At 47.2% G+C, this 25,482-nt stretch carries 20 protein-coding genes; 12 read left to right on the forward strand and 8 right to left on the reverse strand.

The window, feature by feature from the left end:
* Window positions 1-5 precede the first annotated feature (5 nt).
* The 7 genes from MHI54_RS08960 (at window position 6) to MHI54_RS08990 (ending at window position 8,971) form a co-directional block, all read left to right on the forward strand.
* The gene (locus tag MHI54_RS08960) at window positions 6-803 is read left to right on the forward strand and encodes an MBL fold metallo-hydrolase (RefSeq protein WP_340081303.1); all 798 of its coding nucleotides are present in this window, start codon (window positions 6-8) and stop codon (window positions 801-803) included.
* A gap of 56 nt (window positions 804-859) precedes the next feature.
* Window positions 860-2,068: a trypsin-like peptidase domain-containing protein gene (locus MHI54_RS08965; protein ID WP_095215746.1), complete on the forward strand. Its 1,209-nt coding sequence runs from the start codon at window positions 860-862 to the stop codon at window positions 2,066-2,068.
* Between the two features lie 368 nt (window positions 2,069-2,436).
* Complete coding sequence (locus MHI54_RS08970; protein ID WP_340081304.1) at window positions 2,437-4,752, forward strand: YhgE/Pip domain-containing protein; 2,316 nt, start codon at window positions 2,437-2,439, stop codon at window positions 4,750-4,752.
* A 21-nt stretch (window positions 4,753-4,773) separates the two neighbouring features.
* A complete protein-coding gene (locus MHI54_RS08975; protein ID WP_095215748.1) occupies window positions 4,774-5,331 on the forward strand; it encodes a TetR/AcrR family transcriptional regulator in 558 nt (185 codons plus the stop codon).
* Between the two features lie 171 nt (window positions 5,332-5,502).
* Window positions 5,503-6,456, forward strand: a complete 954-nt coding sequence (gene manA, locus MHI54_RS08980) for a mannose-6-phosphate isomerase, class I (protein WP_095215749.1) — start codon at window positions 5,503-5,505, stop codon at window positions 6,454-6,456.
* Window positions 6,457-6,590: 134 nt separating this feature from the next.
* Window positions 6,591-8,615, forward strand: a complete 2,025-nt coding sequence (locus tag MHI54_RS08985) for a penicillin-binding transpeptidase domain-containing protein (protein ID WP_095215750.1) — start codon at window positions 6,591-6,593, stop codon at window positions 8,613-8,615.
* 89 nt (window positions 8,616-8,704) lie between these two features.
* Window positions 8,705-8,971 (forward strand): hypothetical protein, encoded by a 267-nt coding sequence (locus tag MHI54_RS08990; protein ID WP_095215751.1) that lies wholly within the window; start codon window positions 8,705-8,707, stop codon window positions 8,969-8,971.
* Window positions 8,972-8,990: 19 nt separating this feature from the next.
* On the opposite strand, the gene MHI54_RS08995 is transcribed toward MHI54_RS08990, so the two are convergent.
* Window positions 8,991-10,457 (reverse strand): amino acid permease, encoded by a 1,467-nt coding sequence (locus MHI54_RS08995; protein WP_233134970.1) that lies wholly within the window; start codon window positions 10,455-10,457, stop codon window positions 8,991-8,993.
* Between the two features lie 325 nt (window positions 10,458-10,782).
* Window positions 10,783-12,204 (reverse strand): amidase family protein, encoded by a 1,422-nt coding sequence (locus MHI54_RS09000; protein WP_095215752.1) that lies wholly within the window; start codon window positions 12,202-12,204, stop codon window positions 10,783-10,785.
* Window positions 12,205-12,675: 471 nt separating this feature from the next.
* Between MHI54_RS09000 and MHI54_RS09005 the strand changes: the two genes are divergently transcribed.
* The gene (locus MHI54_RS09005) at window positions 12,676-14,037 is read left to right on the forward strand and encodes an amino acid permease (RefSeq protein ID WP_340081305.1); all 1,362 of its coding nucleotides are present in this window, start codon (window positions 12,676-12,678) and stop codon (window positions 14,035-14,037) included.
* 36 nt (window positions 14,038-14,073) lie between these two features.
* Here the strand turns inward: MHI54_RS09005 and MHI54_RS09010 are convergent, their stop codons facing one another.
* Entirely contained in the window at window positions 14,074-14,751 is a 678-nt protein-coding gene (locus MHI54_RS09010; protein WP_095215754.1) for an ABC transporter ATP-binding protein, read from the reverse strand.
* Between the two features lie 15 nt (window positions 14,752-14,766).
* Entirely contained in the window at window positions 14,767-16,245 is a 1,479-nt protein-coding gene (locus MHI54_RS09015) for an ABC transporter permease (RefSeq protein ID WP_340081307.1), read from the reverse strand.
* 203 nt (window positions 16,246-16,448) lie between these two features.
* On the opposite strand from MHI54_RS09015, the gene MHI54_RS09020 reads away from it, so the two are divergent.
* Window positions 16,449-17,126 (forward strand): response regulator transcription factor, encoded by a 678-nt coding sequence (locus MHI54_RS09020; RefSeq protein ID WP_198946037.1) that lies wholly within the window; start codon window positions 16,449-16,451, stop codon window positions 17,124-17,126.
* Window positions 17,123-18,553 (forward strand): ATP-binding protein, encoded by a 1,431-nt coding sequence (locus MHI54_RS09025; RefSeq protein ID WP_340081308.1) that lies wholly within the window; start codon window positions 17,123-17,125, stop codon window positions 18,551-18,553. Before MHI54_RS09020 ends, MHI54_RS09025 begins: the two co-directional genes overlap by 4 nt.
* Before the next feature lie 25 nt (window positions 18,554-18,578).
* Here MHI54_RS09025 and MHI54_RS09030 read toward each other — a convergent pair whose 3' ends face one another.
* The 3 genes from MHI54_RS09030 to MHI54_RS09040 form a co-directional block, all read right to left on the reverse strand.
* Window positions 18,579-21,014 (reverse strand): immune inhibitor A domain-containing protein, encoded by a 2,436-nt coding sequence (locus tag MHI54_RS09030; protein ID WP_340081309.1) that lies wholly within the window; start codon window positions 21,012-21,014, stop codon window positions 18,579-18,581.
* A 486-nt stretch (window positions 21,015-21,500) separates the two neighbouring features.
* Entirely contained in the window at window positions 21,501-21,962 is a 462-nt protein-coding gene (locus tag MHI54_RS09035) for an 8-oxo-dGTP diphosphatase (RefSeq protein WP_233134973.1), read from the reverse strand.
* Window position 21,963: 1 nt separating this feature from the next.
* On the reverse strand, window positions 21,964-22,323 hold the full coding sequence (locus tag MHI54_RS09040; RefSeq protein WP_095215760.1) for a Lin0512 family protein: 360 nt from the start codon (window positions 22,321-22,323) through the stop codon (window positions 21,964-21,966).
* A 113-nt stretch (window positions 22,324-22,436) separates the two neighbouring features.
* Here MHI54_RS09040 and MHI54_RS09045 point away from each other — a divergent pair, with 113 nt between their 5' ends.
* The gene (locus MHI54_RS09045; RefSeq protein WP_340081311.1) at window positions 22,437-22,889 is read left to right on the forward strand and encodes an NUDIX hydrolase; all 453 of its coding nucleotides are present in this window, start codon (window positions 22,437-22,439) and stop codon (window positions 22,887-22,889) included.
* Window positions 22,890-22,952: 63 nt separating this feature from the next.
* On the opposite strand, the gene MHI54_RS09050 is transcribed toward MHI54_RS09045, so the two are convergent.
* Window positions 22,953-23,954, reverse strand: coding sequence for a LacI family DNA-binding transcriptional regulator (locus MHI54_RS09050; protein WP_095215761.1), 1,002 nt, complete (start codon window positions 23,952-23,954; stop codon window positions 22,953-22,955).
* A gap of 179 nt (window positions 23,955-24,133) precedes the next feature.
* Here MHI54_RS09050 and MHI54_RS09055 point away from each other — a divergent pair, with 179 nt between their 5' ends.
* The gene (locus MHI54_RS09055) at window positions 24,134-25,459 is read left to right on the forward strand and encodes a 6-phospho-beta-glucosidase (protein WP_095215762.1); all 1,326 of its coding nucleotides are present in this window, start codon (window positions 24,134-24,136) and stop codon (window positions 25,457-25,459) included.
* Window positions 25,460-25,482: the final 23 nt, after the last annotated feature.

Here is a 25,482-nt window from a genome sequence, read left to right on the forward strand (position 1 = left end):
ACAGCATGACGTTAAGCTTTAGCGTACTTGCTTCCGGCAGTTCCGGGAATGCGTTCTTTATCGGGACAGAAAAAGAGCGCATCCTGGTCGATGCGGGATTGACAGGCAAGGAGCTGCAGCGTTTATTGGAGGAGGCAGGAATCGATCCGGCGTCACTGACGAAAATCCTGGTCACACATGAGCATAGCGACCATATAAAAGGATTAGGTGTGGCAGCAAGAAAATTCGATTTGCCGATTTATGCAAATGAAAAGACATGGAAGGCAATGGAGAACAGCATCGGAAAGATTCCCCTGGATCATAAATTCATCTTCGGGATGGAAGAAACGAAAACATTCGGTGATTTGGATGTGCAATCTTTTGGTGTTTCCCATGATGCGGCAGAGCCGATGTTCTATACATTCCACCATGAAGGAAAGAAAGTCGCACTGGTGACGGATACTGGTTACGTCTCCGATCGAGTGAAAAAGATAGTTGAAAAAGCCGATGCTTACATTTTTGAAGCAAATCACGATGTAGGTATGCTGCAGATGGGCAGCTATCCATGGAATGTCAAACGGAGGATCCTGGGTGATCTGGGCCACGTATCCAATGAAGACAGTGCACTGGCGCTTACAGACTTGATTGATAACAATACGAAGCGTATTTATCTAGCGCATTTGAGCCGCGATAACAACATGAAGGACCTCGCACGGCTAGCTGTCGGGAACATCTTGCAGGAGCGGGGCTTCAACTTGAATAAGCATATCGAATTGCATGATACAGATCCAAAAACACCGACACCGATTTTCCAGGTAGTTTAATTTTCCGATATCGTGGAAAGATAGCTATATCGAAAAGAATTGGAACGGAGGCTAACATGGACCATTTTGATGATCAACACAAGGAACCGGAAAAGCCGAAGCGTGCAAGCTGGCTGCTGCCGGCTATATTAGGCGGTATCATCGGTGCCGGTATCGTATTGCTTGTCGCTTATGGGCTTGATCGGGACAGTCTGATGCCGAACGACCAATCACAGTCACAGCAAGGAGAGACTACGAAGCTCGCAGCGGATTCGGATCGACCTCAAAATCTGCAGGATGTAAGTGTCGATGTCCAATCAGGCATTACGGAGATTGTGGATGAAACCGCACCGGCTGTGGTGGGAGTAGTGAATTTGCAGCAAGGTGATGCCCTTTTCTCACAGGAAGAGAGCGCGGCTGGAAGCGGATCTGGCGTCATATATAAAAAAGAAGGCGATAAGGCCTATGTAGTGACGAATCATCATGTCGTCGAAGGAGCAACGGATGTCGATGTCATCCTGCATAATGGCGCAGAGGTTTCCGCGAAACTGCTCGGAAGTGATGTCTTTACCGATTTAGCAGTTTTAGAGATGGATGCTTCGCGAGTGGAACAGGTGATTGACATCGGTACGTCCTCCACTGTTAAAACGGGGGAGCCCGTCATTGCAATCGGTGATCCGTTGGGATTTTCGGGATCAGTCACGCAAGGTATCATCAGCGGTGTAAACCGTACGGTGCCGCAGGATTTTAATGGAGACGGCCGAGCTGATTGGCAGGCAGATGTCATGCAGACGGATGCCGCAATCAATCCTGGTAATAGCGGCGGTGCCCTCATCAATATGGCCGGACAGCTGATTGGAATCAACTCGATGAAGATAGCCGAATCATCTGTCGAAGGAATCGGTTTTGCCATTCCGGTTGACAGCGCAGTCCCTGTAATGGAACAGCTGGAGCAGAATGGGCAAGTGGAGCGTCCGTACCTGGGAGTGGAAGCATACTCATTAAATGAGATTCCAGCCTCTGAACGGGCGGAACATCTGGGCTTGCCGGGCGATATGGAAAATGGAGTCTATATTTGGAGTATCGAGCCACTATCTCCGGCAGAAAATGCCGGATTACAGGAGCTCGATGTCATTACAGAACTGGATGGTCAATCGATAGCAGATATGACATCCTTACGGAAGCATCTTTATGAAGAGAAACAAATCGGCGATAAGATGAAGGTAACTTATTATAGGGATGGAGAAAAGCATGAAACCACTGTAACATTAAGTGCACAGCAATAAGGCAGCCTTATATAGGCTGCTTTTTTAGTTATGCACAACCTGTGGATGTGTATGAGGATAACATACTCTATTTTGTAGGGAACAAATATTCTTATCACTAAATAAAGAATCGGCTTTGTGAATATGTGGATAAGTATGTGGGTAAAGTGTTCATAGTCTGTGGAGCACTGTGTATAAAGATGTTATGCACAAGTTATGCACAGCAACAGTGGATAAATCATGTAAGCGAAAACATGGGAAAAAATGAGCCTAACCGTTGTCGGAGCAGGCTTTTTCTGCTATTATTAGCTAGTAAATTGACCATAATCCCATTTTGGTCATTCGGTCTATGTGGACAACTCGGTGAAGAATATGTAGGAGGAAAAGTTATGAACATGTTGAAGAAGGAATGGCTTCGCATATGGAAAGACCGGAAAATGCTTCTGGCCATATGCGGTATACTGGTTGTTCCTCTGCTTTATAGTGCTATTTTTCTGGCGGCCAACTGGAATCCATATAATAATACTGACAATTTACCGGTCGCTGTCGTAAATCTTGATAAGGGATCCACCTTCGAAGGCAAGGAACTTCATGTCGGCAGCGATTTTGTGGATAACCTGAAAGACAATGACAAATTTGACTGGAAGTTCGTCGATGAGTCAAAAGCTATGGATGGTCTGAAATCAGAGGATTACTATATGGTAGTAAAAATTCCGGAGGATTTTTCTGCAAATGCAGCTACCTTGCTTGATGAAAATCCGAAACAGATGGATATCGATTACTATTCCAATCCGGGGAAGAACTATCCAGCTTCCAAGATTACGGATAGTGCGATGCAGCAATTGGATAAAGAGGTGGCAGAGCAGGTCACGAAGGAATATGCCCATTCCGTATTTGCCAGTCTATCGGATGTTGCAGACGGTCTGAAGCAAGCAAGCGACGGTTCCAAGGATCTTGCCGATGGCTCGAATGAAATCAATGAAGGGGCCAAGAACTTGAGCAAGAATCTTGCCAGTTTATCGGCTAATACAGCCACTTATACAGAGAAAGTGGGTGAAGCAGATGCTGGTATGCAGGATTTGGATCAAGGTATACAAGACCTTGCCTCTCAGTATCCTGAGCTTGATCAAGGAATCACGAAGGTCAATGATGGCCTGCAGGCTTTAAATGGCAAAAGCGGGGAACTGGTCGATGGATCGGATACATTGGTATCTGCCATGGATGATTTGACGAGCGGTCTTGATCAGCTGGAGCAAGCAACAGACCAATTAGCTGGTAAGTTTCCTGAGCTGAATAATGGAATCGCTTCTGCTAATGAGAAAGCACAAGCAGTAAAAGGGGAACTGGAAGATGCTCAATCCAGGCTGTCGGATTTGATGACATTGGCAGAGCAGCTGCAAGACTCGCAGCGGCAAATGGAGGATCAGCAAGCTGAACAGCTGCAAAAAATAAAAGATGCAGTAGCAGGCAGCCAGCTGTCTGATGAGCAGAAAAAAGAGCTCCAAGCCCAGATAGAGCAAATTGGGGGAGCTTCTCCGGATATCCAGCTCCCGGATATCGATCCCGAAGCAATTAAGCAGCAGCTGACAGAGGTCACAGCACAGCTGGATCAAATCAATAAGCTGGCAGAAGGTGCGCAGCAGACACAGACAGCATTGAACAGCATTAATGATGCGGCGGGCAGACTATTGGCTGGCGCGACGGATATCCAATCGGGTCAAAAGGACTTGAATAGCGGTATAGATGCATATACAGATGGTGTGAATCAATTAGCAGATGGTGCACCTGCATTGGTATCCGGTTCCCAATCCGTGACGGATGGATTGAACCAGCTGCAGACAGGCAGCAGCAAGCTTACTGCCGGATTGGATCAATTGAATGCCAATGGTCCGCAATTGGCTGACGGTGCGCAGCAGCTGACAGATGGTTCAAAAACGTTATCCGACGGTACACAAAGTGTGACGGATGGAAGTAATGAACTGCATGATGAGCTGGCTAAAGGTGCTGAAGATGCAAATATCAGCACGAGCGATAAGACGGATACGATGTTTGCGAGTCCGACGGATGTGAAGGATGAAAAGCTGAGCACTGTGCATACCTATGGGGAAGGGCTTGCGCCATACATTCTTTCCATCGGCTTGTTTGTCGGGGCACTCGTATTCACGAACATCTTCCCGCTTCGCGATCCGGCCGGTGAACCGACATCCGGCTTCGCCTGGTTCCTGAGCAAATTCAGTATCATCCTGTTTGTCAGTGTGCTCCAATCTTTATTTGCAGTCATCATGCTTGTCCATATTGTCCATTTGGAAGTGCATAGTGAATGGCGATTGCTTGTATTTGCCATCCTGTTCAGCCTGACAAGCTTCCTGTTGATTCAGCTATTGACAGTTGCATTGGATAATGTGGGACGCTTCTTGGGTATCATCGCGTTGCTGATTCAAATCGGTGCAGGAGCAGGAACTTATCCGGTTGCGCTGCTCCCTGAATTCTTCCAAGTCATCCATAAGTTCGTACCGATGACATATGCCATCAGCGGCTTCCGGGAGATCATTTCGATTGGTGATGACTGGGGCTTCCTCTGGCAGCAGGCAGGTTACTTAAGTATCTTTTCTGTGATATTCTTGGCATTGACAATTCTGGTCTATATATTGCAGGCTCGTAAATTAAAAAAAGACAACAAGGATGAGGCTGCTGTTTCCATGTAAAAGAAAAAGGGGTAGAGAACAATGATAACAGACAAAAAAGAACGAATTATCGAAGCAGCGGCTATGTCCTTCAGTCAATTTGGTTTCAAAGCGACAACAATGGCTTCCGTCGCAAAGATAGCCAAAGTGGCAAAGGGCACGATATATACATTCTTTGAAAGCAAAGAATCATTGTTCTCGACCATCCTTGAACGGACAATGAAACAGCTGCGGCAAGCGGCGGATGCAGCGATACAAGAGGAGGCAGCTTTTCATGAGAATATCCAAGCCATGCTCGATGCGATCCTTGGGTTCCGTGAAAGCCACCAGCTGCTGATCAAATTGAGCCAGGAAGCAAAGGAACTGGGTACAGTGGAAGTATTGGAGATCCTTAATCAGGTAGAGAGATTGATCCTTGATTACATCAAGACGGTCATCGTGAAAGAAACGACAAAAGGCTTTGTCACCAAGCACGATCCCGAGCTTCTGGCCTTTCTCGTGTATAAAACATACATTGCCCTGATCTATGATTGGGAACGCCAGCACAAGCCGCTTCCGAAAGATGCGATAACGGAGATCATCAAATCACAGATCCACTGAGAAAACCGCTGCGTGAATCGCAGCGGTTTTCTTTTCATGCTTCACACGGATGGATCCGGCACACATCATCTAAAAACTTGCAGGAATAAGACAATAATTATATGGTCAGATTCAGGGAACTATTGGTAAAATGAAATTGGAAGAAAGTGCTTAAAAGTGAGGAGATCTTTTATGTATAAACAAGAGCCCATTTTTCTGGATCCCGCTTTGCAAGAACGAATCTGGGGAGGAACCAAACTGGCGGATGTATTCGGTTATCAATTGCCATCCGATCATACGGGCGAGGCTTGGGTGATCTCTGCGCATCCGAACGGTCCGAGCAAAATCCGCAATGGTGAACTAGCCGGGAAAACATTACTGGATGCATGGCAGGATCATCGGGAGTTATTCGGAGAGCATGAAAATGAGGACTATCCGCTGCTTGTGAAGCTCCTTGATGCTAAAACCGATTTGTCTGTACAGGTGCATCCCGCTGATGACTATGCCCGAAAAGTGGAGGATGAGCCTTATGGGAAAACGGAGTGCTGGTATGTGGTGGATGCAGAGCCTGGAGCTGAGATTGTTTTTGGACATCATGCACAAACAAAAGAACAGCTTGAACGGATGATAGATAATGGAGAATGGAATCAGCTCCTGCGCCGGATTCCGGCGAAAAAGGGTGATTTCATCTATGTTCCGAGCGGGGCCATCCACGCTATCGGGGCAGGTATCGTCATCTTGGAAACCCAGCAAAGCTCCGATATAACTTATCGTGTGTATGATTATGACCGCAAGGACGATCAAGGGAATAAACGGGAGCTGCATTTGGATGCTGCCAAGGCGGTTTCGACTGTTCCACATGAAACAATCGAAACAAGGGAATCTCCTGTAAAGGTTGGGACAAGAACAGAGCAGAAACTAGTAGAAAGTGAATATTTCACCGTTTATCATTGGCAAATAGCAGGAGAAACTGAATTAGAAATGCCAGGCTCGTTCCTGCAAGTAAGTATCATTGAAGGTGGCGGTGAGATCGTGATTGAGGATCGATCCTATGAATTGAATAAAGGCGATCATTTCGTGCTTCCGGTTCATATCAAGACATGCAAGTTGAAAGGGCAGCTGGAAGCGATTGTTTCCCATGTATGAGAGCAAGTGACAACTTGCTCTTTTTTTGATGGGTTTTGTCTATTTCCTGGGAAATACACGAAGAAATTCTGCAAAGTTTTTCCTCCCCTATGCTATAATTGGGGAACAGTTTACAGAGACAGGAAAGGTGAGCTATGAAACGATTAGCAGCAATATTATTTGTGGTTTGTATGGTGTTCCTGCTTTCCGCTTGTTCGGATGATCAGTCAGCGAAGGAAGGACTCGATCAGTTTGTCGACAACTGGAATGCCCAGGACTTCGATAAAATGTATGATCAGTTGTCCGAAGAATCGCAAAAAGATATTTCCAAGGAAGATTTCATTAAACGGTATACAGATATTTATGATCAGGCTGGAGTATCCGATTTGAAGGTCACGGCAGGTGATGTGTCTGAAGAGGATGAAAAATCAGATGCGGATACCCAACAGCTTCCTTTATCTGTCAGCATGCAGACGGTTGCCGGAAAAGTGGAGTTTGACAAAAAAGCGGAGCTTGTGAAAGTAGATGGGGAAGACGGTGCGACTTGGAAGGTGAATTGGGACCCTTCCTATATCTTTGCCCAGCTTAATGACAACGAAAGCGTCCGTATAACTTCAGTGGAACCGGAACGCGGCCGGATTTTGGATACGAATGGGGAAGAGCTGGCATTCAATGCAACGGTTCCATCCGTCGGAATCATTCCGGGTCAGCTGGAGGCGGACGGAATGAGCCGGGATGAGGCCCTGGATCAAGTGGCTGAGGTCCTTGATATGGACAGGGAAGAAATTGACGCTCTGCTGGATCAGAGCTGGGTGACAGATGAAGTGGATGTACCGATTAAAATATTGCGCCCTGATCAGCGTGACCTGGCTAAGGAGGTCGATTCACTTCCTGGTGTCCAAATAACCGACACAACTTCAAGATTCTATCCATATGGGGAAGCTGCAGCACATTTGACCGGATATGTGAAAAAAGTGGATGCAGAGTTCCTCGAGAAAGATGACAATGCTTCCAATTATGATGCGGATTCCTATGTTGGCTCGACAGGATTGGAATCCGTCTATGAGGATAAGCTTCGAGGCACTATCGGATGGAAGATCTATACGGTTTCAAAGACGAGCGATGAACAAGAAGTGATTGCCGAGACGGAGGTGCAGAACGGGGAAGATGTCGAGACGACAATCGATATCGGTACCCAAGAAAAGATTTACGATCAGCTGAAGGACGACAGCGGGGCATCAGTTGCCCTGGATCCCAAATCTGGAGCTACCTTGGCACTGGTGAGCACACCATCCTATGATCCGAATAACTTCATTTTCGGCTGGGATGATGAGGAATATGAAAAACTATCCAATGATGAACATAGTCCATTCTCAGCTAAATTCAATAAAGCCTATGCTCCTGGTTCGACCATCAAGCCGCTTACAGCTGCTATCGGATTGGAAAATGGCGTCATTACACCAGACGAGAAGAAGCATATCGAAGGGCTGAAATGGGACAATGATGGCAAATTCGGAAATTACAGTGTGACACGTGTTTCGGATAGCTTATCGGATGTTGACCTGGAGAATGCATTGATCACATCGGATAACATATACTTTGCGCAGACGGCCGTGGATACAGGAGCGGAAAACTTTGAGAAAGGCTTGAAATCTTTCGGTTTTGGTGAAGAGCTGGATTATGAGTTCCCGACCGCAGCCTCATCGATTTCCAATGATGGCTTGGACAATGAGACACTTCTTGCTGATTCCGGCTATGGGCAAGGACAGGTGCTTATGTCTCCGCTTCATTTGGCAGCGGCTTACACTCCTTTCGTCAACGATGGCAACTTGATTAAGCCGACGCTGCTCAAGTCGAAAGCTGAAAAGCCTGTCGTATGGCATGAAGGTGTCCTGCCTAAAGAAGGTGCAGATGCAATCACGGAAGGACTTCGGGGTGTTGTGGAAGATGAACGCGGCTCGGCGCATAATCCTGTAGTGGATGGACTGACATTGGCAGGTAAAACTGGTACTGCGGAATTGAAGCAAAGCCAGGATGATAAGAATGGCACAGAAAATGGCTGGTTTGTTGCGTATGATTATGATAATCAGGATATGCTGATCAGCATGATGGTAGAAGGTGTTCAGGATAAGGGCGGCAGCCATTATACTGTTGAAAAAGTGAAAAATGTATTCAAATGAGGCAAAGCGTGCGGATGATCCGTGCGCTTTTTCTATATTTGGAAAAATAAGCTATAATGAAAATGAATGGGAGGAAGGAGATAAGGATAATGGAAGAAAAACGATATTCGCCATCTGGCACGTTAGCACTTGGCATTGTGACGATTCTCATCCCGGTGATCGGGATTATAACAGGTATTCTGGCAATCATATTTGCAAATAAGAGTCTCAAAATAACAGATGACGCAGAAGCGATAAAGGCATTATATCTCGGCGGAAGGGTATGTGCGATAATTGGGCTGTGCTACCAAGGCTTGATTTTCATTTATTTGATTTTTGTAATCGTGATAGCGTTAGCAGCTCCAGGATTTTATTGACGAAAAAACAGCCTCGGACTCAGTCCGGGGCTGTTTCATGTTCGGGAGTCGTCAAATCGACATCCTCGAGCTTATGCACTTTTGTTTTATATTTCACCTTGTAGATAATCCAGCAGAGCAAAAAGATCGGGATGCCGATATAGGAAGCAATAAAACTGCCGATATCAAAACCATCTTCCGTAAAGGATGATAGACTCTGTCCGACTACTACAATGATGCTTAAGGTGAGCGCGAATAATGGGGCAAAGGGATAGAATTTCGCCCTGTATGGCAAATCCTTTAGATCGTAGCCCTGTGCTACATACGCTTTGCGGAAACGATAATGGCTGATTGCAATACCGATCCAGATGATGAATCCAGTCATACCGGCCACATTCAACAGCCATGTGTAGACGATACCGTTTCCGAAGAAGGATGTCAGGAAGGCCGCACAGCCAACTGCTGCAGTACCGATCAAGGCATTGACGGGTACACCATTCTTATTCAATTTGCCAAGGAAGCGAGGGGCTTTCCCTTCTTTCGCCAAATTCCACAGCATCCTGGTGCTTGCGTACATACCAGAGTTCCCGGCAGATAAGACTGCTGTCAGGATGACCGCATTCATCACAGATGCCGCAAAGGCGATACCAGCTTTTTCGAAGACGAGTGTGAATGGGCTCAGCTGGACATCTTCACTTGCCAAGCTGTCTGTCGTATATGGAATCAGCATTCCGATCACGAAGATAGCCAGGATATAGAATAGCAAAATACGCCAGAAAACAGATCGAATCGCTTTTGGTATCGATACCTTTGGATTATCTGCTTCCCCTGCTGCTGCACCGAGCAATTCCGTCCCCTGGAAGGAGAATCCTGCTGCCATGAACACACCGATCAAAGCAAGGAAACCGCCATTGAATGGGGCATCGCCTACGGTAAAGTTCGAGAAGCCTGGCGATTCCCCGCCTAGGATTCCGACTATCATCAAAAGACCGACGATGATGAATACAATGACCGTGATGACCTTTATCAAGGCAAACCAATATTCAGATTCCCCGAAGCCTTTGACAGAAATATAATTCAATAGGAACATGATGATCAGACTGGCGGCACTCCAGATCCAGGATGGCGTATTGGGGAACCAGAAATCCATGATCAATGTCACGGCAACCAGCTCGGCTGCTATCGTCGCGGCCCAGCTGAACCAATAGTTCCATCCCAGGGCAAAACCAAGAGATTCATCCACGAATTTTGTCGCATAGGTGCTGAAGCTTCCCGAGACAGGCATGAAGGCCGCCATCTCAGCCAGACTGTTCATCAGGAAGAAGACCATGCAGCCAATGAGGGCATATGCCAGCAGCGCTCCGCCAGGGCCAGCTTGACTGATTGCACCTCCGCTGGCAAGGAACAGGCCTGTCCCGATGGTTCCTCCAAGGGAGATCATCCCCAAATGACGGGCTTTGAGCTTTCTTTGTAAGCCTGGCTCTGTGTTGTTTTGTTTGTTGCCCAATTCTTTCACCTCGTCTATAGTATGGCATGCTGCCGTGAACTTAACGAAAAAAGCCGTATCGGATATTCTTGCTAATCCGAACGGCTTATTTTATACAACAGCATCATTCCAGAATAAATAAGATATCGCAGCATATGAATATATATCATGTGCTCGTTCTGTCCCCATTCGGTCCAGATGCAGCTTTTCACTTTGTTTGGAAAAGCCGCATATCACACTCATTGATTGATGATTGCCTATGCAATCCAATGAGTTCTTATGCAATTAAAAACATCCCTAACTTTACTATACAACACGAGATATTTCAACTGTATTCCGGAATGGATTATTTTGGAGCTTTACGGTGCTTTGTGGCGCACTCGTAGCCATAGCCGATTTCTATTAAGGTAGTTTCCTCAAATGCGCCGGCTGTAAACGTAATTCCGAATGGTTCGCCAGTCTCTGTGTAACCAGCAGGCACGGTGATCGACGGGTATCCTGCCTTGGCTGCGATGTCGCATCCATGATAGCTGGGGAAAATGACTGCATCAAGTCCTGCATCCGACATGACAGGATCCAGGCCTTCCGTGCGGGATTCTCTTATGTCGGCCAGCCGATCCCGTAAATATTCTGCCTGTTTAAGCGTCCCATCCGTCTTCTCGGCAGCTTCAAGGATATCTTGACCATGTATGAGGGCAGACTCGGTGTTGATGCGATTCCATTCGATCACTTCTTTCAATGTATGGGCCGGAAGATGCGGGGATACTGTTCGCAGGTATCGGTTCACGCCGTGCTTGAATTCATGATACAGCACGCTTGATTCCCTGGTGATTTCCGGAACTTGCACATGGATAAGCTCAGCACCTTGAGTCCGCAGTACCATAAAGGCTTTTTCCATAAGCTCGCGTTTTTCGGGGGACAGGCTATTCAATGTGTGCCCATCTATACCAAGACGCTTACCCTGCAATCCCTCTTTTTGGAGTGATGCTGTATAATCTGGGAGAACCGGAGCCGATAGCGTGGCTGGATCCGATTCATCCTTGCCGGCGATCACTTGAAGCAGGATGGCCGCATCTTCGACGGATCTCGTCATCGGCCCTGCAGTATCCTGACTGTGAGCAATGGGAATGATGCCATTGCGCGATACAAGTCCCACGGTCGGCTTGATGCCGACCAATGAATTGCTGCTGGATGGGCTGAGGATGGAGCCGCTTGTTTCCGTTCCGATACCTGCAGCGGCCAAATTATCAGCAATAGCTGCACCTGTCCCAGAGCTGGAGCCGCCGACATCGAAACTTCCGTAAGGGTTTCGTACTTGACCGCCGCGGGCGCTGTAGCCATTCGGCATAGGCTCTGACATGAAGTTTGCCCACTCCGTCATATTGACCTTTCCTAAAATGATGGCACCAGCTTCACGCAGCTTTCGGACGATGAAGGCATCCTGCTTGGCATAGTTATCAGCAAGTACAAGGGTCCCGGCACTTGTGTGCATGCCATCCGCCGTATCTATGTTGTCTTTGATCAAGACAGGAATACCATGAAGCGGTCCGCGCAGCTGTTCTTCTTTTCTCTCCTTATCCATTTGTCCTGCAAGGAATAATGCATCTGGATTGACCTCCAGCACACTATTTGTCCCGCCCTGGACGGAATCTTTCTTTGCTATCCGTTCCAGATAGGCTTCGACCAAGGCAGTCGATGTCAGTTTACCTGCTGTCAGGTCGTTCTGTAAGGATGATATAGTTGCTTCTTCGAATGGAAAAGTATTCATGGACTGGATTCTCCCCTGTAATATGTGTATGATAAAAAAACTTCTATAATTTGGCCAAAACAGCTATACTCATTATACTAAATTTTCTTACAATAAAACATGAGAGACTTTGATTCATCCGGGAACACATAAATATACAGAGGCAGATCGATCTTGTGTTGGTCAGACCAATAGCATCACAGCCACCTGGCTAGGCTTGCAGAATCGGCAGGGATGAAATTTGTAAATACTATTTTCTGGTTATCTTGCGTCATATGATCCATAACGTATCAATTTTTTGTACAACTGACTATTGATTTTCGATTTTATGGTTTATCTTTGTGTCCATTTGAGATAGCATATGGAATAACCCGTACGCTTGCGGGCGTTTCGGTATCAATTATTTTTACTATTATCTTTCCATCGACCTGCTTCTGTGCTGCTGCGCACCAATATGCAAGAGGAAAATGATAGTAGGCAAGGGGCATAGACATGGCAAGAAATGATCGATCATCAAATGATTTACACAAAGGTTTAAAAAACCGCCATGTGCAGATGATTGCGCTTGGCGGAGCAATAGGAACAGGCTTGTTCTATGGTTCTGCATCCTCGATCGGATTGGCTGGACCGGCAATTGCACTTGCATATCTTATCGGCGGCATCATGATTTTCTTCATTATGCGAGCACTGGGCGAACTATCGGTGGATACACCGAATTCGGGTTCCATCAGTTATTACGCCTATCAGAATCTAGGTGATTTCTTTGGATTCGTCTCAGGCTGGAATTATTGGTTCAATTATGTGGCAGTAAGCATGGCGGAACTGACGGTTGTCGGTATCTACGTCCAGTATTGGTTCCCGAGTGTCCCGACTTGGGTGACGGCATTTGGCTTCCTGATTTTGATTACATGCATCAATCTATTAAGTGTCAAACTGTATGGGGAGTTCGAATTCTATTTTGCCATCATCAAAGTTGTCGCAATTATCGGGATGATCATCCTCGGCTTGGTACTCATTTTAACTGGTATTGGGAATGATGGCGTTCCTACGGGCTTCTCCAATTTGTTTGATGAGGGAGGCTTCATGCCGAATGGCCTGACAGGTGTGATCTTGTCACTTGTGCTTGTCATGTTCAGTTTCGGCGGGGTCGAATTGGTTGGTATCACAGCCGGAGAAGTGGATACACCGAAGAAGACGATACCAAAGGCAATCAATCAAGTGGTCTACCGGATATTGATTTTCTACGTTGGTGCGCTGCTTGTCATCATGTCCGTCTTCCCATGGAATCAAATCGACGGCCAAAGCAGTCCATTCGTGCAAATATTCGATGGCGTCGGCATTCCGGCGGCTGCAGGGATATTGAATGTCGTCGTCCTTACTGCCGCAGTGTCTGCACATAACAGCAGCCTTTACAGTAATGGACGGATGCTGCATTCCTTAGCCAAGCAAGGGAATGCACCGAGGTTCTTGGGCAGGGTCGGCAAACGTACCGGTGCCCCGGTGGCAGCGATTCTGGTGTCATCTGGGGTAGCAGCGATAGCTGTAATCATAAACTTCCTGTTCCCTGAAAAAGTATTCAGCTATCTGATGGCAATTGCGACCATAGCCGTTGTCATCAACTGGATCATGATTGTCATCATCCATCTAGCTTTCCGGAAACGAATCGGAAAGGAAGCAGCAAGTAAACTCTCTTTCAAACTGCCGCTTCACCCGATATCCAATTATCTTGTCTTGTTATTCCTGATTGCCGTAATCGTCATCATGGGATTCATCCCGGATTACCGTCTGGCACTGTTCATCTTGCCGATATGGGTGATCATTCTATCCGTCGGTTATAAGCTGAAACGAAAATGAAAAATGCGTATCCTGGAGGGGATACGCATTTTTATTTTAGATATGCTGCAGCAGACGGAAGCTGCCGTTGGATAGCTGTATGTTTACATCTGACTGAGCCGCGATTTGTGGATCATGGGTGACCATGATCACGCATTTGTTCTCTTGGTGGGCAAGGTCGATGAAGAGCTTCACGATTTCCTTGGATGTCTTGTCATCCAGGTTGCCTGTCGGTTCATCCGCTACGATCAAGTCCGTGTCACAGCAGAAAGCCCTGGTGATGGCCACGCGCTGCTGCTGTCCGCCGCTGAGTGTGAGCACACGCTGCTTTGCATGCTCCTCGGAGATACCGACCTTCGCCAGCATTTTTAGGATATAATCTTCTTGGTCACCCACTTTTTTCCCTGTAATAGCCATTGCGGATGCTATGTTTTGATAAGCTGTCATGTAAGGAATCAGATTATAAGACTGGAAGATGATCGAGACATAATCATGGCGGAATTTCCCGAGCCCCATTTTACGGATCGATTTCCCGTCATATTCGATGTCCCCTTCCCTAGGCTTGTCCAGCCCTCCTGCCAAAGACAGGAAGGTGGTCTTGCCCGATCCGGAGGTGCCGGTGATCGTATAGAATGTATTTTTATGAAAATCGATACTCACATTTTGGAATAAAGCATTTTCTTTGTCGGTGTACCAGTAGCCAACGTCTTTGAATGCCAATAATGGTGCTGTCATAAATACCCCTGCTTTCTATTCTTGTTTTGTCAAAATGCTTTTCGGCTGCATTCTTAGGATCGAAATGGATGGGATAAGTGCTGCAATGACAGCCACTGCCAATCCGATACCGCCTAGTATCAAGATATTTTCCCATGTTATGTTGATATTCAGGCTGCTGATTGCTTCACTCGGCTGGCTGAATGCATCAGAGACAGCTTGTCCCGGACCGCCGCCCATCGGACCGCCGCCACCGCCAGGTCCTTGCTGCATGGAGGAGGACGAAGTATCGGCGGCTGCAGTCGTTTGCTGAACCAATAGCTGATTACCTAGTACGTTAGCAATCGGATTTCCAAAAAGGGAAGATAATCCAACTGCAACGATGGCGATGACCACGATTTCGGCAATGAACTGTCCTGCAAGCTTCCATTTCTTTTCTCCTATCGCCATCAGGACACCCATTTCATATTTACGTTCCCGAATGGAAAGCATGACGATCAACGCAAGAATGATAGCACCGGCAATCGTCACTAGATAGACGATGTTCTTTGCGAAGGAAGCAACATTTTCGATTGGTCCGACCATTTGCTGATAAAGGTCATCATTTGCATCCAGTTCATAAACATCGAAATCGACATCTGTTTTCTTGGCAGCGGCCAGGAATGCATCGATATTTTCTGCATCATCCATTTGGTAAGTCACGGATTCGACCGTATCCGTGTAGTCTTCGCCTTTGAGCGTGTTGGCTGCTGTATATGGCACATAGATCGTGTTGTACGGATTCAGGAAGGAGAAGTTCATTGCCTGGTCGCTTCCTGCAGAACTTGTTTCGTAAATACCGACGATTTCCAATTCCTGCGTGATATCTTCATCATTTGAGGAGCTGATGGTGATGGTGTCTCCGACAGCCAAATCATTTTCCTCAGCAAGTGTCTGCTCGATGACGGCAACGTCGCTGCCGGCATCTGCTTCTTCGATACCGCGGCCATCGACGATTTCTACTTCCCCATCGCTGAAGCTATCTGCTTCATCACTGGTCAGCGTACCGTTTACAGTAAGGTCAGCTTGCACCATGCCGCCCCGGCCTTGATCACCTCCAGGAGCCTGCGTATCTTCAGCTTCGCTGCTGTCGTCAGCAGACATGCTGCTTTCGATGATGTCGAAGTCTTCTGCATTGGCAGAAGCAGAAACGGTATAGTTGTAGCTTTTCACATGATCTAAAGCTGCGACGGACTCTGCATCATCCAGACTGATCGGCGTGCTGGTGAACTGCGGCGGACCGTCTGATTCACTTTGCTCGCTTTTTTGATTCTCCATGGCTGCTTCCCGGTCTACTTGAAGTGTGACGGATCCCCCCAGTTCCTGCCTTGCCAATTCACTGGATGCTTTGGCTGCCGATTGAATCGTAAGTCCCGATAGGACGAATACACATATGACGGTGAAGATCACCAGTTGCAATAAGGTCTTTCCTTTTTTTGCTTTCATACTCCAGAAAGCACGTTTCAAGAAATTCATCTTGCCATCTCCTTTACTTTTTCGGGGCATGCTATAATGCTTCTGAGCTTGTCCCCTTTGCCTAATTGACAGTATGGAGCCAGGTGCTGAAGTGCACTTGAAAGCTAGCTGAAGATTTGCTGAAAGTGAGGAAATTCGGGAATCTTCAGCTGGTTTTCAGCTAGTTGTTCCATAATAAAGAAAAAAGAAGAATGGATGACAGAATGGATAACATAAAAGTATTGGTCGTCGATGATGAACAGACAATCACACAGTTCCTGATGCTTGGATTGCAAAATGAAGGTTATATCGTAGAGAGTGCGGCTGATGGTATGCAAGCTATTGCCAAGGCAGAGCAGTTCGAGCCTCATATCGTCATATTGGATGTCATGATGCCGGGAATGGATGGGTTCGAAGTGTGCCGGATGCTGAAAAAGAAAGGCAGGAAGCTTTCTATCATTATGTTGACAGCACGAGATCAAGTGGATGATCGTGTCAAAGGATTGAATGGCGGAGCAGATGATTACTTGGTCAAACCATTCAGTTTTGAGGAATTGCTCGCCAGGATGCAGGCACGGCTCCGCAATCAATTTCCGGAACTGGGCGATTCCCTTGTGGCAGGCCCTTTACGAATCGATGATCGCCGTAAAGAAGTTTACTTGGAGGAAGAGCTGCTGCAGCTCTCTCCGACAGAGTATGAGCTATTGAAATATCTTGCGATGAATCAAGGAATTGTACTGAGCAAGGCACTTATCCTCGATAAGGTATGGGGATATGCATTTGGTGGAGAAGAAAACATTGTGGAAGTGTATATCCGTTCTCTGCGGGAAAAACTCCACGATAAAGATCGGCAGCTGATTCGCACAATCAGGGGAGCGGGCTATCGCCTGGATGTCAGATGAAGCGAATACGCAACTTAAAACCAAGAACATTGAACAAGCAGATCGTTGCTTTATCCTGTCTTATTCTTGCTATTATCCTGACAGTCGTCGGTATCCTGCAGTACTTCTTGATGAAAGATTTCCTGTATCAGAATGAAGCAGATGCCATGCAGTCACAGCTGCATTCGCTTCCGCCGGCACTGCTCGAACAAAATGATGCTATGCATCAGCCGTTTCTTTTCGATCGTTCTTTAGCCAGAATCGATACGTCCGGTACCTACACAGACATATCAGAGGAGAACGGACTCTCCAGTCCGCGCTTGAGCCAGGAAGAGCTTCGTAAGCATATGAATAGCAGGGATGATAAGTCCGCCCGGTACATCGTGATGGAGGACGAAGACGGGAAAGAGCAGCTCATTGTCATTGTAGCTGATCGACGGTTTGGTGATATAACAGGTTATTTGCAGGCTGGGACAGAGACGGCATCAATCAACGATGTCATCAAAGGGCAGCTGCAGGTATTTTTCCTGTTGGCCATTGTGGCATTGGGAGCGGGCATCCTGCTTTACACAAGCGTGATCAAAAAAGCACTCGATCCGCTGCACCGGATCATCCGGAGAGTAGAACGGACGAGTGCCGAGAATCTATCCGAGCGGATGGAAGAGGATTCCGACCAAATCGAAATCAAACGGCTTACGATTGCTTTCAATCAAATGGTAGAAAGGATCGATAACTCTTTCCAGTCAGAACGGGAAGCAAAAGAACAAATGCAGCAGTTCATTGCGGATGCGTCCCATGAACTGCGGACTCCGCTCACTTCCATTCATGGATTTTTGGAAGTGCTATTAAGAGGAGCTGCTAAGAATCCGAATCAGCTCTATCCGGCACTTGAAAGCATGCTCAAGGAATCGAAGCGGATCAAGAAACTGGTCGAGGATCTGCTTCTACTCACCAAGCTGGATCAGTCTGAGGATCTGCAGCTGCAGGATTTGGAGGTGAGTGTTGTACTGGAGGAAATGATGCCGCATTTTGATATGCTTGCCGGCAGCAGGAAAGTACAGCTTTCAGTAGATGAGCAACTGATGGTAGCTGCCGATAAGGACAAATTGAAACAAGTGTTATTGAATCTATTTTATAATGCAGTCCAGCATACAGATTCAGAGCATGGAGAAATCCATATAACGCTTGGGGCAACAGAACATGATGCTGGGATCCTCGTAAAAGATAATGGAGCCGGTATACCAAAAGCGCATCTTCCGCATGTGTTCGACCGATTCTATCGAAGTGATAGTTCACGCGCACGCCAGCAAGGCGGCGCGGGTCTTGGTCTTTCCATCAGCCAGTCTATCGTCAAGGCGCATCATGGTACGATAGAAGTGGAGAGTGAAGAAGGCAAGGGTACTATCTTCCGAGTATTACTGCCAAAAAAAGAAGGAACCCGTAAATGAACGGGTTCCTTCTGTGCTGTTAATCTTAGCGGGAGATTTCAATCTTCCCTACTGTACCATCCAGACTGTCTTCTTTGACCTCAAACTCAAGTCCATACTCTGGGACGTTACGTCCAGCGTCAGGAAGGGCTTTATTCAAATAAGTTTTATCATCCTTGAACTTATCATAGCTCTTCGTGTGATTATCTTTCAGCGTCAAGCCATTCGTAGCACGATAATCGAGGAACATCTTCTCAGATTTATCTTTGCTGAAGGCTGCATCGTGAATTTGATAACGAGTGGAAGCTACTGATTCATCGCTCCAGTAAAGTCCCTTTTGATCGGCATCCACTACACCTAGGAAGCCTTCACCCGGATGTGTGCCAGTCCAGTTGTCATCATAAGAATTATCGACGTACCAGACTAGCAGACCAGTGTTGTAGCTCATCAAGCTGTCACCACGGCGGATATGGTCAAGGCCGATATCAACGCCATTATGCGTACGCCATTCCAGCAAGTAGTAGTGCTCGGAAAGGGAAACGCCTTTATCTTGCGCAAATCCAGCTAGCTCAAAACTACTGTCAGCTTCTGCATCGTCTGTCAGGACAGAGCTGCCATCAGCTGTCACTTGAATGTCATCCACGTAGAATCCAGCGTTGTTTACAGCGACATCCGTCCAATAATTCAAGGAAAGCTCGATTTCCTGGCCTGCGTAGGCACTCAAATCGAAAGTGGCATCCACCCAGCCCTCAGACGTCCCGGTAATACCATCCCCCGGATTCTGGTCGTTCGGGTTTTCTGTAGTCGTAATGCTGCCAGGAACAGTTTCCCCGTTCACTTTGACAGAAGCATAATCCCAATCTTGTTCGATATCATACCAAGTTTTGAATGTCAGTTCAGCAGAAGAAGCATTGGTCAAATCAACAGTCGCTGTCATGCTGTTATCAACATTATTGCCTTTACCGCCGAAGTAAGCATACGTGCCGCTAGCAGGCTTCGTTACTTCTGTTTCTTTATCGGGCAGGTTTACGCGAATTACATCGTTGTTTGTACCTTTTGTTACAGCTTCATCCAGCAGCAGTTCTACTTTATCTCCATCCAAATCCTCTGCATCGATCGTCGTACCGCTCAGCCAGTTGCCGCCATGTGCGTTTTGCAAGTATTCCTTCGCATAGGCACTGAATCCAGATGGCTCGGTCCCTGGCACATCACCAGCCCAGCTTCCGCTGGCCATGATGGACCAATAAGCAACAGCTTCCCCTTGGCCAGTATAGTTCGTATCATACTCATCCGGTAAGCCTAGGTCATGGCCGTATTCATGCGCGAATACTCCCATAGCTCCGTCTTCCGGTTCGATTGTATAGTCGTAAGCTGCAAGCTGTCCGTCAAAGCGGTCACTAGTGGAGCTTCCACCAGGGACTGCCACAAGTCCGCCAAGATTCCAGCGGTGAGACCAGATGGCATCGCCGCCAAGGCTTCCGCCGCCAGCTTCTTCACCGACACCTGCGTGAATGACCATCAAGTGGTCGATGATACCGTCTGGCTCATGGTAAACGCCATCGCCATCATAGTCATCGCGATCCCATTGATCGTATTCGCTCAAGTCGACATTAGGATCTTGTCCAGCTTTCGTTAGGGCTTCATACACCAATTCCCTTGCAGCTGTATCACTGCCGTCTGGAGCAGGATCGTTGGCACCATAGTAAGCTGCAGGATGGTCTGCTGTGTACCATCCGGCGATCTCCCCGTCAACAGTATAGCTGCCGCCGGATTGCGCTTCATAGTATTGCTTCATGGAAGTGAAGTCCTGGCCATCCGGACCAGTATAGCCATCTTCACCGAAGATCATGTTCTGGAAGTGATCATGTGTATAATCCTCATACCACATATCCGTTTCTTCCGGTGTGATGGAGCTGTTTTTGTAATCAGGGAAGTCGATTGCCAAGACGAGCACTTTGTCTTCGCGTACTTCTCCTTCATACTTCTCTTCCTTCACATTATCGACTTTCTTGTCTTTTTTCTTATCCTTTCCTTTATCCTTGCCTTTCTTCAATGCTTCTTGCTTCTGGGAAGCACTTGCGGCATTGTCGGCGTTGCCATTTGGTTTGTCGGTGTCACTTACTACATTTTCATCAATTGCGGCTTCCTCCAGCTCTTTTGGCAAAGGCTGTTTAGCTGCTTCGGCACTTTGTTCTTCCCGTTGCTTGAGATAGGCATTCAATGCTTCCTGAGCTTCCGCTTCGGTAGCATCCTGACTGATTTTGCCTTCTTCCTTGAGCATTTCAATCAATTTGTCCTCATTGGCGATGGCACTGTCGAAGGGTGCACCGCCCTGTGAAGCTTTCGGTGAGTACGTCACGGCTGGTGCTTTCTCGGTGGAAGCTTCGGCTTGTGCTTCCTGCGCTGGCGCGAATGATAATGTAAAAGTGCTGAATCCGATAACGGCAGCCATCGCAGAAGCCATCCATTTATTCTTCTTCAAGCAAGTCACTCTCCTTGTGCTAATAGTTTAAATAGTCGGAAAACAAAAGACGTATGTAGGTAAAGTTTTCCTTAGAAGGTAGTATAGCTACTAGTCTGCTAGATTTACAATGGTACTTTGGACGGGTGCGATGCTTGTATGCCTTAAGTTGATGCGATTTTTGGAAGATATCATTACATTATCCGACATGTTTTCCAATGAAGTTGGGAAATATCGTAGAGGAAATTCGCATAAAAATATAGAAACTTGGAGAATGGCAGGGGAAGTTGGGAAAGTGAAGCCGATTTGAAAATATGAAAAATGAGTGGATAGACCTATCCATTGAACTAGATTCAGAGAATCAATTACATAGATAAAGGGAGGGGATGATGTAATTCGGCCTTGGCATCGCCGCATTTAAGTTTTGGATCAATTCATCTTCCATATCTTTATCCTGCTTCGCAGTGACCATGATACAAGGAAAGGAAGCTGGAGGCTTCCCCTTGTCTAAGTATGCAGTATCTCTTCTTCATAATCCGCGGTGCCCGATTTCGCGTGCAGATACAATTCGAATGTACCTTCTTGGAAGAATAATGGAAAGGCAGTGCGGACGACATCCTGCATTGGCAGATTCATGGCTTCCGGCTTCTTGAACCAAGAGGGGTTGCCTTCTCTTGAGTCCGTCAGCAGTGTGCCGGAAAAGGAGTCCGTGACATAATAGAATATTAAATATCGGACATTCCGCTCCTCATTCACATAATGCTGGACACCTTTATACTCGAGATTCCAGACATCCAGCCCGGTCTCTTCCTTCACTTCCCGGATGGCGCTTGCAGTGAGGCTTTCCGGGAAATCGACTTTCCCGCCTGGCGGGATGAAGCCGTTGAAGTCGTCGTGCTGCCGGTCCAGCAGAAGTACTTGATCTCCCTTATGCACCATCACCATATTATAGATTTTGTGTTCGATCATTTCAGTAGCCTGTCTCGACAGAGGCATTCACGATATACATCATATCGTTCTTGTCATTTTTTTCCTCCAAATAGATGGCGCTGGATGTCAGCATGCCCCCATCGATCACTTCCACTGTCACAGTACCGTATGGAATGCGGGCCTTCACTTGCTCGATATCCAATTTGTCCTTGTCTGCAGGGACGGCCAAGCGGACATTCACCTTCATATTATGTAAGTCATTTTCAGGAAGGACACTTGTGATTCCTGGCATGGAATTCGTATGAATGGCGTTGACCACTGCCCGAACCGCTGCTTTCGTGACATCCTGACCGTGTACATCGACACCGAATCCGGTTTGGATGAACATGATTTTTTCCATATGATCACTCCTAGTTCGTTCTGATATAGTTACTGTATCATAGGAGGAACAAAGAATTCTATCAGCTATATCGGTCATTTTGGTAAACTGGACAAAAGGAAGGTGATATGCCCGTGAGTTATGTGGAAAATCTTCGTAAATACGTTGGCCATCAGCCTGTCATCCTGGTGGGGGCATTATGCCTGATTCTGGATGAAAAACAGCATATCCTGTTACAAAAGCGGGTGCATCCGCCTGAAACATGGGGTTTGCCCGGCGGACTGATGGAGCTGGGGGAATCAGCTGAACAAACCGCTGCCAGGGAAGTCCTCGAGGAAACAGGTCTGACGGTGGAGGATCTGCAGCTGGTCAATGTGTATTCCGGAAAAGATAATTTTGCCGTTGCAGCCAATGGTGATGAGTTTTACAATGTGACGATCGTGTATCGGACGGATCGGTTTAGTGGGGAGCTGATGCATGATGAAAAAGAATCCATGGAGCTGGCCTTTTTCCCTCTCGATGGACTTCCGGAAAAGATGATCGGGAGTCACCGCCGTTTTATCATGGATTTCAGTGAAAAGGAGTAGCTTGGCAGCTATTCCTTTTCTGTCCCGCTAACTAGAGCGAGGGGACGATTATACAGGAAACCTTCATATCTGCATTCGTTCCATGCTTCTGGCAGTAGACTGGCGTTCCGTCAAGGAGAAGGAAAGGTCAGCTGCTGTATACGGTGTTTGCGTCAGCTCCGCATGCATGCGGCGGAATGCCTCTGCCCCCATCTGCTTAAGGGGATTGCGTACATGCGTCAGCTCCATCAGGCCGGCTATATCGCTTTGATCGGATTCAAAGCCGACTAACCCCAGCTGATCAGGGACATGGATTCCCTTTGCTCGTGCTTGGGCTGCCATTCCGGCCGCAACATAATCGCTGGCATGGATAACCGCATCGGGCATCTCTTTGCCGGCTAATAGCTTCTGCAAAGCTTTGCGACCGTCATCGACTGTGAATGTCTCATCCAGGATCCATTCGGGATGGACGGGAAGGCTGTGCTTTTGCAAAATATCCTCGAATGCCTTCTTTCGTTCCAGGCTGTTTCTGCTTTCGGCTCTTCCTATTGTGCAGGCAATGCGGGTATAGCCTTTTTCTATCAAATGCTCCAGTCCGAGCTGGAACCCTTCATAATGATTCATATAGATGGATTGGATTTTTGGATGCTGCAGCGGTTCACAGGTCATGATGGGACCGTATTTCGTATAGGCGGCGACTTTTTCCCAGCCTATCCCGCAGCGCAGGATGATCAGTCCGTCAAGCTTCTTTTGACGCAGCATTTCCAATGCCTGTAATTCCTGATCCGGTTTCTCATTTGTTTGATACAGCAGGGTTTGATACTGGCAGGAGGTGCCGGCTTCGGCAATGCCTTGGACGATTTGCATGAAATAGTGACTGATGGATGGCGAAACGACGCCGATTGTATTCGTCCTGCCTTTCTTCAGCTGCACGGCATTGCTGTTCTGGATGTAATCCAGCTCATCGATGATTTGCTGGACCTTGCGCCGAGTATCTTCATGGACATGGGGATGGTGATTGAGGACGCGCGAAACAGTGCTGCGGGAAACGCCGGCCATCTGTGCGATCTGCTTGATATTACTCATGTGCATCACCTCTTTGGAAATCGCTTTCTTACCCTTATTTTAGCGGAAAACGAACGTTTTGTAAGCTCTGGACAGCCTCTTTGCAAATTACTTACGAATTTGTGCTTGACCTGGGATGCATTCCAGCATTTAAGCTGAGGTTGTAGATCTAAAACGTAACCATATAGGAGGCTTTAATCATGGGAAAATTGAAGATCGTGACAATCGGCGGCGGATCAAGCTACACACCGGAAATCGTGGAAGGGTTCATCAAACGCTATGACGAATTGCCAATCACGGAGCTTTGGCTCGTGGACGTAGAGGCAGGGAAAGAAAAGCTTGAGATTGTAGGGAATATGGCTAAGCGCATGGTGAAAAAAGCAGGTCTGCCGATCGATGTGCATTTGACATTGGATCGCCGGGAAGCTTTGAAGGATGCAGATTTCGTTACGACACAATTCCGTGTCGGCCTTTTGGATGCGCGGGCGAAGGACGAACGGATTCCATTGAAATATAATGTCATCGGCCAGGAAACAAACGGACCAGGCGGATTGTTCAAAGGACTGCGGACAATTCCGGTCATCCTGGACATCTGTAAGGACATGGAGGAGCTTTGCCCGAATGCATGGCTCGTCAACTTCACGAACCCAGCGGGTATGGTGACGGAAGCTGTCCTTCGTTATTCCAATATCAAAAATGTCGTCGGCTTGTGTAATGTGCCGATCAAGATGAAGATGGAAATCGCAGAGCTGCTCGGTGCGGATGCGGATCGTGTGCATGTTGACTTTGCGGGGCTGAATCATATGGTATTTGGCTTGAACGTCTACTTGGACGGGGACAATGTGACAGAGACAGTCTTGGATAAAATGACAAGTGATGATAATGAAATGACTATGGAAAATATCAAGTTCTTCAGCTGGGAGCCTGGCTTCATCAAAGGATTGAAAGCCATCCCTTGCCCGTATCACCGTTATTACTACCAAACATCCAAGATGCTTGAAGCAGAGCTCGAAGCAGCAGATGCGGAGGGTACACGTGCCGAGGTCGTTCAAGGCGTAGAGCGCGATTTGTTCGAGCTTTACAAGGATCCGAATCTGGCACATAAACCGGAGCAGCTTTCCAAGCGCGGCGGTGCCTACTACAGCGATGCTGCCTGCAGCTTGATCAACTCCATTTACAATGACAAGCGTGATATCCAGACTGTGAATACGATCAATAATGGTGCCATCCAAAGTATCCCGAATGATTCTGCCATCGAGATCAACTGTGTCATTACAAAAGATGGTCCGAAACCGATCGGCATCGGTGACCTGCCAGTACCAGTACGCGGACTTGTACAGCAGATCAAATCCTTTGAACGTGTCGGTGCCGAAGCGGCTGTCACAGGTGATTACAACACTGCCTTGCTTGCGATGACGATCAACCCGCTTGTACCATCCGATGAGATTGCGAAGAAATTGGTCGATGACCTGTTGGAAGCACATAAGGAGCATCTGCCGCAGTTCTTCAATAAGATAGAAGCATAAGACTTGACCCGTTCCGTGCAAAA

Origin of the sequence: Terribacillus sp. FSL K6-0262 (assembly GCF_037977385.1) — a bacterium.
Taxonomy (GTDB): Bacteria; Bacillota; Bacilli; order Bacillales; family Amphibacillaceae; genus Terribacillus.